Here is a 13,237-nt window from a genome sequence, read left to right on the forward strand (position 1 = left end):
GTCAAACACGCGGTGCGCGTCCAGGCGCGTATCCCGGTGGCAGTCACCAGCGACCGGAATCGCCGGGCTCACCGCCGCCCTCACCCTCCACGACGCGGGATACGCCTGCACGCTCTACGAGGCCAACCCCGACCGCGTCGGCGGCCGTATGTACTCCCAGCGCGACCACTGGGCGTACGGCCAGACCTCGGAGATCGGCGGCGAACTGATCGACACCAGCCACAAGAAGATGCTGGAACTGTGCCGCCGCTTCGAACTCCCCACCGAGGACTTCCTCGGCGGCGGCCCGGGCGGAGCCGAGGAAGTCCTCTGGTTCAACGGCGCGTACTACCCGCGCGCCCAGGCCGACGAGGACTTCAAGGCCGTCTACCAGGCCCTCCACAAGGACCTCCAGGCATCCGGCGAGGTCCGGTGGAACCAGACCACCGACGCCGGCACCGCCCTCGACAACATGTCCCTGTACGACTGGATCGACTCCCGGGTGCCGGGCGGCCACGACTCACCCCTCGGCCGCCTCTTCGACGTCGCCTACAACGTCGAGTACGGCGCCGACACCACCGACCAGTCCTCGCTCGCCCTCGTCCTGCTGATGGGCTACCAGACCAACCCCGGCAACTTCAACATCTGGGGCCTGTCCAACGAGCGCTACCACATCACCGGCGGCAATGACCAACTCCCGCACGCCATAGCCGACTTCCTGCCCGGCGGCACCATCCGCCAGGGCTGGTCCCTGAACGCGGTGAAGGCGAACAGTGACGGCACCCAGACGCTCACGTTCACCGAATCCGGTGCCACCCGCACCGTTACCGCCGACCACACCGTGCTGTGCGTGCCGCTGCCGATCCTGCAGCGACTCGACCTCAGCAAGGCCGCCTTCGACACCCGTATGACGAGCCTGCTGCGCGACGCCCGCATGGGCTACTGCACTAAGCTCAACATGCAGTTCTCCAGCCGCCCCTGGCGTGGCACCGGCGCCTGGCCCGGCGTCTGTGCGGGCGAGTGCTTCACCGACACCGACGTCCAGCAGACCTGGGACACCACCAAGATCCAGCCGGGCACCGGCGGCATCCTCCTCCAGTACGGAGGCGGCGGTCTGGCCAAGTCCCTCACGCCCGCCGGCCCCTTCTCGTACGAGAGCGATCCGTACGTCACGAAGCTCGCGAAGAAGTACCTCACTGGCATCGACGCCTTCTTCCCCGGTACGTCGGCGGCGTGGACCGGCCGGGCCCAGCTCTCCGCCTGGCACCTCAACCCGTACTCCCTGGGCGCCTATTCGTACTGGCCCGTGGGCTATCTCCACCGGTACGCGGGCTACGAGGGCGTCGCCCAGGGCAACATCCACATCGGCGGCGAGCACTGTTCGTACGACTTCCAGGGCTTCATGGAGGGCGGCGCGACCGAAGGGGAGCGCGCCGCCCGGGAGGTGATCGCCGCCCTCAGCTAGGCACGGGCGCGATGTTGTGGTTGAAGCGGAAGACGTTGTCCGGGTCGTACTCCTGCTTCACCGCGGCCAGGCGCCGGAGGTTCTCGGCGCCGAGGCCGGCCACGATGCGGTCCGCGCCCTCGTTCCCGATGAAGTTGAGGTAGACCGCGCCGGTGCTCCACGGCTGGACATCGGCGCGGACGCCCTTGACCCACCGGACGCAGCGCTCGTCGTCGGCCGGGTCCTCCCAGATGCCGAAGGGGTGCACGACCCAGGGGGCGTCCCGGTAGGGCACCGGGAACCCGGTCGGCCCGGAGGCGATCGCGCCGCCCTGCGGGAAGAGGGCGTGCTGGGTGCCCGTGGGCACGGGCAGGGAGTCCCCGAGGGCGCAGTAGACGTCCACGAGGGCGTCGGGGAGGCCGGTCAGGAACTCCGCGGACCAGTAGTTCCGCAGGCCGGGCGGGTCGTCGAGCATGCACTGGAAGTCCGCGTAGGGCAGGGCGGCGATGATCTCGGCCTCGTGCGGCAGCGCCAGCAGCGGCTGGGCGAGTTTGCGCAGGTCCTCCTCGCCGCCCGCGTACACCACAAGGGCACCGCACAGCAGCTCGCCCACCAGGTGCTCGGGGATGAACTCCTCGGGCGGGCCGGTCAGATAGATGACGCCGCCGCTCGCCTCCTGGGGACTGGTCCCGATGACCTCGCGATACGTGCGCACCACCTCCGGGCCGTTGTCCGACCGGTACATGATCATGGCGATCGAGAACTCGGGAAGCTCGTGCAGCTTCAGCGTGAGCGCCGTGGCGACGCCGAAGTTCCCGCCGCCGCCGTGCAGCGCCCAGAACAGCTCCGGGTTCTCCTGTGCGGTGGCGCGGACCGCAGCGCCGTCGGCGGTCACCAGCTCCACACCGAGGAGATTGTCGACGGCGAGTCCGAACGACCGGTCCAGCCAGCCGTTGCCGCCGCCCAGCACGAAGCCGCCGACACCGGTCGTCGAGACCCGCCCCCCGGTGGTCGCCAGGTCGTACGGCTGGGTGGCGCGGTCGAGGTGGCTCATGGTCGCGCCGCCCGCGATCCGTACCGACTGGGAGCCGGGGTGGACCGTCACCTCGTGCATCCGCCGCAGATCGATGACCAGACCACTGTCGTTGAGCGCCATGCCTGCCACGCTGTGGCCCCCGCCACGGACCGCGATCCGCAGATCCAGATCCTGCCCGAAGCGCACGGCACGGATGACATCGGCCTCGTTCGCGCATTGCGCGATCACGGCCGGACGCCGGTCGATCATCGCGTTGAAGACCGTCCGGGCCTCGTCGTAACCCGGATCCCCCGGGGCGAGCACGTCGCCGGCCAGGTCCGCGCGGAGCGCCGCGAGAGCCGTGCCCGCCTTCGAATGGGGAGCCATGGCAGCCGCCCCCTCTCAGCAGGGGACAGGACTGCTCTCAGCGTAGGCGGGCACGGTCCGTCCGGCTCGTTCAGCCGCCCTGCGCTCCCCGAAAGCGTTCAGCCGCCGTACGCCCCCGAAGCCGTCAGCCGCAGTGCCGTGTCGATCAGTGGCACGTGGCTGAACGCCTGCGGGAAGTTCCCGACCTGTCGCTGCAGGCGCGGGTCCCACTCCTCCGCGAGCAGCCCGAGGTCGTTCCTGAGCGCCAGCAGCTTCTCGAAGAGCTTGCGGGCCTCGTCGACCCGCCCGATCATCGCGAGGTCGTCCGCCATCCAGAAGGAGCAGGCGAGGAAGGCGCCCTCGTCACCGGGGAGGCCGTCGACGCCGGCGTGGCTGCCCTCGGTGGGGTAGCGCAGGATGAAGCCGTCCGAGGTCGACAGCTCCCGCTGGATCGCCTCGATCGTGCCGATCACGCGCTTGTCGTCGGGGGGCAGGAAGCCCATCTGCGGGATCAGCAGCAGCGAGGCGTCCAGCTCCCTGGAGCCGTACGACTGCGTGAACGTGTTGCGCTCCTTGTCGTAGCCCTTCTCGCACACGTCCCGGTGGATGTCGTCGCGCAGCTCGCGCCACTTCTCCAGCGGGCCGTCCGCGTCACCGGACTCGATGAGCTTGATGGTGCGGTCGACGGCGACCCACGCCATCACCTTGGAGTGCACGAAGTGGCGCCGCGGGCCGCGGACCTCCCAGATGCCCTCGTCCGGCTGGTCCCAGTGGTCCTCGAGATAGCGGATCAGCTTCAACTGGAGCAGCGAGGCGTAGTCGTTGCGGGACAGGCCCGTCATGTGCGCCAGGTGCAGGGCCTCGGTGACCTCGCCGTAGACGTCCAGCTGGAGCTGGTGCGCGGCGCCGTTGCCGACACGTACGGGGCCCGAGTTCTCGTAGCCGGGAAGCCAGTCGAGCTCCGCCTCGCCCAACTCCCGTTCGCCCGCGATGCCGTACATGATCTGCAGGTTCTCCGGATCGCCCGCGACGGCGCGAAGCAGCCATTCGCGCCAGGCGCGCGCCTCCTCGCGGTAGCCGGTGCGCAGCAGCGAGGACAGGGTGATCGCGGCATCGCGCAGCCAGGTGTAGCGGTAGTCCCAGTTGCGTACGCCGCCGATCTCCTCCGGGAGCGACGTGGTGGGCGCGGCGACGATGCCGCCCGTGGGCGCGTACGTCAGCGCCTTCAGCGTGATCAGCGAGCGGACCACGGCCTCGCGGTAGGGGCCGTGATACGTGCACTGCTCGACCCAGTCGCGCCAGAAGTCCGCGGTTGCCTCGAGCGACTGCTCCGGCTCGGGCAGCGGCGGAGGCTGCTTGTGCGACGGCTCCCACGAGATGGTGAACGCGATCCGGTCACCCGGCGCGACCGTGAAGTCCGCGTACGTGGTCAGCGCCTTGCCGTACGTCTCACAGGCCGTGTCGAACCATACAGAGTCGGGACCCGCGACGGCGACCGTCCGCCCCTCGTGCTTGTGCACCCAGGGCACCACCCGCCCGTACGAGAAACGCATCCGCAGCGCGGAGCGCATCGGCACCCGGCCCGTGACGCCCTCGACGATCCGGATCAGCTGCGGCGCGCCGTCACGCGGGGGCATGAAATCGGTCACACGGACCGTGCCGCGCGGGGTGTCCCACTCGGATTCCAGGATCAGCGAGTCGCCGCGGTACCGGCGGCGCGCCGCCGTCGGCGGTTCGGCGTCGGCCGCGTGCGCCGGGCCGAGCCGCCAGAATCCGTGCTCCTCGGTGCCCAGCAGGCCGGCGAAGATGGCATGCGAGTCGAAGCGGGGCAGGCACAGCCAGTCGACGGTGCCGTCCCGGCAGACCAGCGCCGCTGTCTGCATGTCTCCGATGAGTGCGTAGTCCTCGATGCGCCCGGCCACGTGCATCTCCAGTCGAACGGCCACGTCGCCCCCGTGGGGCGGTCGCTCTGCGGTCAAGGGAAGGTTGGTGCTGCGTCGCTGCGAAACGTCAATTGTCGGTGCGATGGGCGTTGCGATTGTCGTTTCGAAACGAACTGACGAGCTCTCGTTGTCCGGGATACGGACGGGGATGGTGCCGTGTTGACGGACGGGCTCGGCAGCGAGTGTCCGAGCAGGATACGACGCACCTGGATGATCCGCGTGCCGCTCCCGTCAACCTGGCTGGTCCGATCGAGTGAGCGCCGTGTGGGGTCCGTGGTGACCTGTGTGCGGAGCGTGGCCGGAAGCGGTCTCCTTCCGTCGCTGATACCCTGGTAGCCCGTGGACCGGTGGGCACCCCCGCAGCTGGTGAAGACAAAAGGGGTCCCCCGAACCGCAGCGACGGCACCTCCGGAGATCTCCGGATTCCCTGCCGGCACGCACTCCAGATCGCGACCACGGGAGCCCCCTCTTGGCCATGCCGCCCGCTGCTTTTCGAAACAGCACAGCCACGACGACCAAGCACATCTTCGTCACCGGGGGTGTCGCCTCCTCCCTCGGCAAGGGCCTGACCGCCTCCAGCCTGGGTGCGCTGCTCAAGGCGCGGGGCCTGCGGGTCACCATGCAGAAGCTCGACCCGTACCTGAATGTCGACCCGGGCACGATGAACCCGTTCCAGCACGGTGAGGTGTTCGTCACCAACGACGGCGCCGAGACCGACCTGGACATCGGACACTACGAGCGCTTCCTCGACGTCGACCTGGACGGCTCCGCCAATGTCACTACGGGGCAGGTGTACTCGACGGTCATCGCCAAGGAGCGGCGCGGCGAGTACCTGGGCGACACCGTGCAGGTCATCCCGCACATCACCAACGAGATCAAGCACCGCATCCGCCGTATGGCCACCGACGACGTCGACGTCGTCATCACCGAGGTCGGCGGCACGGTCGGCGACATCGAGTCCCTGCCGTTCCTGGAGACGGTCCGCCAGGTCCGTCACGAGGTCGGCCGCGACAACGTGTTCGTCGTGCACATCTCGCTCCTCCCGTACATCGGCCCTTCCGGGGAGCTGAAGACGAAGCCGACCCAGCACTCGGTTGCGGCCCTCAGGAACATCGGTATCCAGCCGGACGCGATCGTGCTCCGTGCCGACCGCGAGGTGCCCACCGCGATCAAGCGCAAGATCTCGCTGATGTGCGACGTCGACGAGGCGGCCGTGGTCGCGGCCATCGACGCCAAGTCGATCTACGACATCCCCAAGGTCCTGCACACCGAGGGCCTGGACGCGTACGTCGTCCGCAAGCTGGACCTGCCGTTCCGTGACGTGGACTGGACGACCTGGGACGACCTGCTCGACCGCGTCCACAACCCGCTCCACGAGATCAACCTGGCGCTCGTCGGCAAGTACATCGACCTGCCGGACGCCTACCTCTCGGTCACCGAGGCGCTGCGCGCCGGAGGCTTCGCCAACAAGGCCCGCGTGAAGATCAAGTGGGTCACCTCGGACGACTGCAAGACCCCGGCAGGCGCCGCGGGGCAGCTCGCTGACGTCGACGCGATCTGCATCCCCGGCGGCTTCGGCGACCGCGGTGTCTCCGGCAAGGTCGGCGCGATCCAGTACGCCCGCGAGAACAAGATCCCGCTGCTCGGCCTGTGCCTGGGCCTGCAGTGCATCGTGATCGAGGCCGCGCGCAACCTGGCCGACATCCCGGACGCCAACTCCACCGAGTTCGACTCCGCCACCGGCCACCCGGTCATCTCCACCATGGCCGAGCAGCTCGACATCGTGGCGGGCGAGGGCGACATGGGCGGCACCATGCGCCTGGGCATGTACCCGGCCAAGCTCGCCGACGGCTCCATCGTGCGCGAGGTGTACGACGGCAAGGAGTACGTCGAGGAGCGCCACCGCCATCGCTACGAGGTGAACAACGCCTACCGGGCCGAGCTGGAGAAGAAGGCCGGTCTGCAGTTCTCCGGCACCTCCCCGGACGGCAAGCTGGTCGAGTACGTCGAGTACCCGCGCGACGTCCACCCGTACCTGGTCGCGACCCAGGCCCACCCCGAGCTGCGCTCCCGTCCGACCCGCCCGCACCCGCTCTTCGCGGGCCTGGTCAAGGCCGCGGTGGCACGCAAGACGGACAAGTAACACAAGGGTTGTACGGTGGCCGGGGTGCGTGCCTTACGAGGTGCGCACCCCGGTTCCGTCACCGGACCGGCTTACGTTGCACGTGTGGGAGGACAGGCCATGACGATCAAGGACACCCCCGAGGAGTGGGAGGTCCGGGCGACCGAGACCCCCTTCAAGGGCAACAAGACCTCGGTGCGCACCGACGACGTGGTCATGCCCGACGGCTCCGTCGTCCGCCGCGACTACCAGGTCCACCCGGGCTCCGTGGCCGTCGTCGCCCTCGACGACGAAGGCCGCGTGCTGGTGCTGCGCCAGTACCGCCACCCCGTGCGCCACAAGCTGTGGGAGATCCCGGCCGGGCTCCTCGACATCCCCGGCGAGAACCCGCTGAACGCCGCCCAGCGCGAGCTGTACGAGGAGGCGCACGTCAAGGCCGAGAACTGGCGCGTGCTGACCGATGTCTACACCACGCCCGGCGGCTGCGACGAGGCCGTCCGCATCTTCCTCGCCCGCGGCCTCTCCGAGGCCGAAGGAGACCGCTTCGAGGTCGAGGACGAAGAGGCCGACATGGAGCTCGCGCGGGTCCCCGTGGATGAACTCGTACGGGGCATCCTCGCCGGAGACCTGCACAACAACTGCATCGTCGTCGGCGTCCTTGCGCTGGTCGCCGCGCGCGCCGGCGACGGACTCGACGCGCTGCGCCCGGCGGAGGCGCCGTGGCCGGCCCGGCCCTTCGAGGCCTGACGCCGCCGCCGATGCCCCACTGACACCACCAGTCCTACGATCGCCTGATCCGATCGGGGGACGTGTCCGCCGCGCTCCTCCCGGATCGTCGCAGAGCGTGAACTAGGCTCTGGAAACGCCCGAACCGGAGTCCCGGCGGGCTTGCTCGTGCAGTGGGACGGGAGAGTGGCCCGTGACGGATCAGGCGGTGGACAACGGCGGCACGAAGATGTCGGCCACGGGGCAGCGCCCGGCTGCCGAGTCCGCTCCCACCGAGGGTCAGTTCCTCGGCCGTACAAGAGAGTTGAAGGAACTCCGGGCCGACATCGAACGCGCGGGCCTGGACACTCTCTCCGGTCGCAAGGCGCCACGCGCGCGCGTGCTGCTCATCGCGGGCAAGCCCGGCTCGGGCCGCACCGCGCTCGCCGAGGAACTCCTGCGGCAGGTCGCCGAGAGTTACCCCGACGGGGTGCTGCGCGCCCGGCTCACCGAGCCCGACGGCACCCCGGTGCCCACCGAGCGCACGGCCCGGGAACTGCTCACCGCCCTGGAGCTGTCCACACCGCCCGGAGCGGCCGCCGACGATCTCGGCGAGGCGCTGCGCGAGGCCCTCGCGGTCCGCCGCACCGTGCTCCTGCTCGACGACGCGGCCGACGCGGAACAGGTCGACGCGCTGCTGCCCGACACGCCGGAGTGCCTGGTCGTCGCCGTCTCCGGCGGGCCACTGACCGGTATCGCGGACGTGCGCCCCTGCACCCTGGGCGGCCTGGACACCAAGTCCGCCCTCGAACTCCTCGACCGCTTCACCGGCTCGGTGCGCATCACCGTCGACCCGCTGGCCGCCGAGGGCCTGGTCGAGCTGTGCGAGGGCCAGCCCGCCGCCCTGGTGCTCGCCGGCGGCTGGCTCGCCGCCCGCCCCTCCTCGGCCGTCGCCGACCTCGCCAAGCACCTGCACACCGACAACGACGAGGGCACACCGCTGGCCCGGGTCTTCAGACTCTCGTACGCCTCACTGCCGAACACCGCGGCGCGGACACTGCGACTGCTCTCGCTGGCCCCCGCCGGCCTCGTCGACCCGCACACCGCCTCCGCGCTGGCCGGCTGCTCGGTGGACGGCGCCCGCACCGCCCTGGACGACTTCACCGCGCTCGGCCTCCTGCGGCGCGTCCCCTCACCGCTGCCGCAGTACGAGGTGCCCGGCTGTCTGCTGCCCCTGCTGCGCGCCCTCACCGAGACCCACGACCGCCCTGCCGAGCTGCAGCTGGCCCGCGCCCGGATGCTGGAGCGGACCGTGCGGCTGCTGGTGTCCTGCCGCGCCATCACGGAGACCGACAGCTCGCCCTCCCGCGAGAAGCTCGCCGGAATGCCCCGCGCCCTGCGCTTCCCGGGGCCCCGGGCGGCTGCCGACTGGCTGTGCATCCGGCAGCCCGCGCTGCTGGCCGCCGCCCGGCTCGCGGTCGCCGACGGAGAGCTGGACACACTGGCCCGCCGCCTCATGTCCGCGCTGGTCAGGGCCATGGTGGCGCACGTCGGTACGCAGGCCGCGGCGCCCGAGCTGTACGGCATCCACCGGCTGGTCCTGGACGTCGCCGAGCGGCGGAACCTGCCCCGCGAGAAGGCCGCGGCCCTGCTGAACCTCGCCGATCTGGACGCGCGGACCGGCCGCACCACCGAGGCGCTGGGCCGCTACCGGGCCGCGCTCGATGCCGGACGCGAGGCGAACGACCCGTATGCGACCGGCCGCGCGATGGAATCCGTAGGCGGCGCCCACCAGGAGCTCGGGGACTACGACCGGGCCGCCGACTGGTACGGCAGGGCACTCGCCCAGCGCCTCGCGCGCGGCGAGGGCGTGGAGGCCGCCCGGCTGTACGGCCGTATCGCCACCGCGCACACCTACGCGGGCCGCTACGGCGAGGCATTGCGCAACTGGCGCGCGGCTGTCACCGGGCACCGCAGGAACGGCGATGTGGCCGCCCAGGCGCGGGCGTTGAGCGAGCTGGGGCGCGTCCAGGAGTACGCGGGGCGCCCCGAGGAGTCGCTGCGCACCTGCCAGGAGGCGGTCGAGTGGGCGCGCCGCGCGGAGGACGTACGGCTGCAGGCCGCGCTGCAGCTCAGGCTGGCCGACACCCTGGACCGGCTCGGCGACCCGGTGGCCGCCCAGCTGCACCGCGGCGCGGCCGAGCGCATGCTGGGAGACGAGCTCCCGGAGAGCACATCCGCCATGGAACAAGCCGCTAACGCCTACGAAATCCGTAGTGCATCCGCTGAAGATTGATGCATTGAAAGGCTAGACAGAGAGAATCCCTTCATTAGACTGGCTCCGCTGCGTTCTTTTCGTGGTGTCTCCCGGTGTGCTCCCGTACGTCGGGTATGACATGCATTGCCTGGCTTGCATCGCCCCGGCATGCATAGCCCCAGAACCCTCTGAGCCAAGGACCGTGATCGACGTGAAGGTCGGTATCCCCCGCGAGGTCAAGAACAACGAGTTCCGGGTGGCCATCACCCCCGCCGGCGTGCACGAGCTGGTGCGCCACGGCCACCAGGTCGTAGTCGAGCGCAACGCCGGTGTCGGCTCCTCGATCACGGACGACGAGTACGTCTCGGCCGGCGCCCAGATCCTGGAGACCGCCGACGAGGTCTGGGCCACCGCCGACCTGCTGCTCAAGGTCAAGGAGCCCATCGCGGAGGAGTACCACCGCCTCCGCAAGGACCAGACGCTCTTCACCTACCTGCACCTGGCCGCATCCAAGGAGTGCACGGACGCCCTCCTGGAGTCCGGCACCACGGCGATCGCCTACGAGACGGTCGAGCTGCCCAGCCGCGCGCTGCCGCTGCTCGCCCCGATGTCCGAGGTCGCGGGCCGCCTCGCCCCGCAGGTCGGCGCGTACCACCTGATGCGCGCCAACGGTGGCCGTGGCGTTCTGCCGGGCGGTGTTCCGGGCGTGCTGGCCGCCAAGGCCGTCGTCATCGGCGGTGGCGTCTCGGGCTGGAACGCCGCGCAGATCGCCATCGGCATGGGCTTCCAGGTGACCCTGCTCGACCGTGACATCAACAAGCTCAAGGAAGCGGACAAGATCTTCGGCACGAAGATCCAGACCGTCGTCTCCAACGCCTTCGAGCTCGAGAAGGCCTGCCTCGAGGCCGACCTCGTCATCGGTGCCGTGCTCATCCCGGGCGCCAAGGCCCCGAAGCTCGTCACCAACGAGCTCGTCTCGCGGATGAAGCCGGGAAGTGTCCTTGTCGACATCGCGATCGACCAGGGCGGCTGCTTCGAGGACTCGCGTCCCACCACCCACGCCGAGCCGACCTTCCCGGTCCACAACTCGGTCTTCTACTGCGTCGCCAACATGCCCGGCGCGGTCCCCAACACCTCGACGTACGCGCTCACCAACGCCACGCTGCCGTACATCGTCGAGCTCGCCAACCGCGGCTGGGTCGAGGCGCTGCGTCGTGACGCCGCGCTGGCCAAGGGTCTCAACACCCATGACGGCAAGGTCGTTTACCGCGAGGTCGCGGAGGCGCACGGCCTGGAGCACATCGAGCTGGAGAGCCTGCTCGGTTAAGTCATCAACGGGTAAAAGGCGATACGTCAACACGCATCGTCAACCCCGCACACCGGGCCGGACCTTGCGAGACAGGGTCCGGCCGGATGTGTGTCGGGTCACTTTGCGACACTCGTTCAACTCGCCACGAACGTAACCCTTCAACCGATTCGCACACCGGTGAAACCTGCTGTGCGACGGCCTTACGCCCTTGACAGAGGGATGTTCGGTTGCCGACACATCGGGTCGGGTCCGGCGGATTGTGTTGCTGCGGACCGGTGACACGCCATAGAGTCGCCAACCGTCGGCATGGTGCCACGCTGACCTATCTAGAAGTTTCCTGGTCACCAAGGAGGTAAGACGACTTGTGAATGAGTCGACATTTACTCCCGGGGGTGGTCAACCAGGAATGCCGACGCGGGGCCAGGGCCCCACGGGGCTCGAGGCTGTCGGCTCCGTCGCTGTCCGAACCTTCGCAGCGCACCAGAGTCCCCGGATGACTCAGACAGCACACCAGAGCATGGATGGCCATCACGTGAACGCCATGGCCGGCAACGGAAGTGGCGAGAACCGCACCCACTTCGCCGACTACGACGAACTGCCCGAAGGGCACTTCTACGATCCCGACGCCGAGTACGAGCCCGATCCGGAGTACGCGGCCACTCTCGCGCCCGACGCTGCCCGTCAGCGCCGTGAGCGCGTCGGCCCGACCGGCCGCCCGCTGCCGTACTTCCCGATCCCGGGCCCGCTGACCGACCACGGCCCCGCGAAGATCATCGCGATGTGCAACCAGAAGGGCGGCGTCGGCAAGACCACGTCGACCATCAACCTGGGTGCCGCGCTCGCGGAGTACGGACGCCGGGTCCTGCTCGTCGACTTCGACCCGCAGGGCGCGCTGTCCGTGGGTCTCGGCGTCAACCCCATGGAGCTCGACCTCACCGTCTACAACCTGCTCATGGAGCGGGGCATGGCGGCCGACGAGGTGCTCCTGAAGACGGCGGTCCCGAACATGGACCTGCTGCCCAGCAACATCGACCTGTCCGCCGCCGAAGTGCAGTTGGTGAGCGAGGTCGCCCGCGAGTCCACGCTGCAGCGCGCCCTGAAGCCGCTGATGGCCGACTACGACTACATCGTGATCGACTGTCAGCCCTCGCTCGGCCTGCTCACCGTGAACGCCCTGACGGCGGCTCACAAGGTGATCGTGCCACTGGAGTGCGAGTTCTTCGCCCTCCGTGGTGTCGCCCTGCTCACCGAGACCATCGAGAAGGTCCAGGAGCGGCTCAACCCCGAGCTGGAGCTCGACGGCATCCTCGCCACCATGTACGACTCCCGCACGGTGCACAGCCGTGAGGTGCTCGCGCGCGTGGTCGAGGCCTTCGACGATCACGTCTACCACACGGTGATCGGCCGGACCGTCCGCTTCCCCGAGACCACCGTCGCCGGGGAACCGATCACCACGTACGCCTCCAACTCCGTCGGTGCCGCCGCCTATCGCCAGCTCGCCAGGGAGGTGCTCGCCCGGTGTCACGCCGAGTGAGTCTGCCGGGGGCCGACGAACTGTTCCGTACCACCGGGGGCATGGCGCTCCAGGCGTCCACGCCCTCACGCCGGACCAACGGCGAGGCCCGGGTGCCGGCTCCCGCAGGGGAGAGCGACGCGACCGCCGCCGGTGAGGACGCGCCGCAGTCGGTACCCGTCCAGGGCGGTGACGGCGAGGGCGACGAACATGTCGCCGCCGACGCCGAGTCCTCCGACGCGGGGGAGTCCCGCAGCCGGGGCGCCGCCGCGGAGCGCTCCGGACGGCGTCAGGCGCCGCAGGAAGCTTCTGGCGCCGGGCAGCAGTCCCGCGGCAAGCGCGGGCGCGGCGCCAATCGTCGGCCCAGCGGGCGCGAGCGGCACGACGAGAAGATCACGGTGTACGTGTCCGCCGAGGAGCTCATGGACCTCGAGCACGCCCGACTGGTGCTCCGAGGTGAGCACGGGCTCGCCGTCGACCGCGGGCGGATCGTCCGCGAGGCGGTCGCCGTCGTGCTCGCCGATCTGGAATCCCGGGGGGACGCGAGCATCCTCGTACGACGGCTTCGCGGGCGGTAGCGGTAG

Annotated in this window: 9 protein-coding genes; 7 read left to right on the top strand and 2 right to left on the bottom strand. The window is 69.9% G+C overall.

Going from position 1 to position 13,237, the window contains the following annotated elements; translation table 11 throughout:
• The coding region (locus AB0D27_RS34720) for an NAD(P)/FAD-dependent oxidoreductase (protein WP_362516575.1) at positions 1-1,444 on the top strand (1,444 nt) is incomplete at its 5' end.
• Here the strand turns inward: AB0D27_RS34720 and AB0D27_RS34725 are convergent.
• Positions 1,437-2,825: an FAD-binding oxidoreductase gene (locus AB0D27_RS34725; protein ID WP_362516577.1), complete on the bottom strand. Its 1,389-nt coding sequence runs from the start codon at positions 2,823-2,825 to the stop codon at positions 1,437-1,439. The genes AB0D27_RS34720 and AB0D27_RS34725 overlap by 8 nt on opposite strands.
• Positions 2,826-2,923: 98 nt before the next feature.
• Complete coding sequence (locus AB0D27_RS34730; RefSeq protein WP_362516638.1) at positions 2,924-4,726, bottom strand: glycoside hydrolase family 15 protein; 1,803 nt, start codon at positions 4,724-4,726, stop codon at positions 2,924-2,926.
• A 496-nt stretch (positions 4,727-5,222) separates the two neighbouring features.
• On the opposite strand from AB0D27_RS34730, the gene AB0D27_RS34735 reads away from it, so the two are divergent.
• From AB0D27_RS34735 to AB0D27_RS34760, 6 genes are all read left to right on the top strand, one after another.
• Positions 5,223-6,890 (top strand): CTP synthase, encoded by a 1,668-nt coding sequence (locus AB0D27_RS34735; protein ID WP_362516639.1) that lies wholly within the window; start codon positions 5,223-5,225, stop codon positions 6,888-6,890.
• 99 nt (positions 6,891-6,989) lie between these two features.
• Positions 6,990-7,616: an NUDIX hydrolase gene (locus AB0D27_RS34740; protein WP_362516579.1), complete on the top strand. Its 627-nt coding sequence runs from the start codon at positions 6,990-6,992 to the stop codon at positions 7,614-7,616.
• Between the two features lie 172 nt (positions 7,617-7,788).
• Complete coding sequence (locus tag AB0D27_RS34745; RefSeq protein WP_362516581.1) at positions 7,789-9,870, top strand: tetratricopeptide repeat protein; 2,082 nt, start codon at positions 7,789-7,791, stop codon at positions 9,868-9,870.
• A gap of 163 nt (positions 9,871-10,033) precedes the next feature.
• Positions 10,034-11,158, top strand: a complete 1,125-nt coding sequence (ald, locus tag AB0D27_RS34750; RefSeq protein ID WP_362516583.1) for an alanine dehydrogenase — start codon at positions 10,034-10,036, stop codon at positions 11,156-11,158.
• 388 nt (positions 11,159-11,546) lie between these two features.
• Entirely contained in the window at positions 11,547-12,674 is a 1,128-nt protein-coding gene (locus AB0D27_RS34755; RefSeq protein WP_362516585.1) for a ParA family protein, read from the top strand.
• Positions 12,659-13,231 carry a hypothetical protein gene (locus tag AB0D27_RS34760; protein WP_362516587.1) on the top strand — a complete coding sequence of 191 codons (573 nt, stop codon included), beginning with the start codon at positions 12,659-12,661 and terminating at the stop codon, positions 13,229-13,231. The genes AB0D27_RS34755 and AB0D27_RS34760 overlap by 16 nt, the downstream gene beginning before the upstream one ends.
• Positions 13,232-13,237: the final 6 nt, after the last annotated feature.

The organism is Streptomyces sp. NPDC048415, assembly GCF_040651675.1.
Lineage (GTDB): Bacteria > Actinomycetota > Actinomycetes > Streptomycetales > Streptomycetaceae > Streptomyces.

Coding starts and splice junctions, on each gene's coding strand:
- AB0D27_RS34740 (WP_362516579.1), top strand. CDS start 6,990: ATGACGATCAAGGACACCCCCGAGGAGTGGGAGGTCCGGGCGACCGAG.
- AB0D27_RS34755 (WP_362516585.1), top strand. CDS start 11,547: ATGCCGACGCGGGGCCAGGGCCCCACGGGGCTCGAGGCTGTCGGCTCC.
- AB0D27_RS34735 (WP_362516639.1), top strand. CDS start 5,223: ATGCCGCCCGCTGCTTTTCGAAACAGCACAGCCACGACGACCAAGCAC.
- AB0D27_RS34725 (WP_362516577.1), bottom strand. CDS start 2,825: ATGGCTCCCCATTCGAAGGCGGGCACGGCTCTCGCGGCGCTCCGCGCG.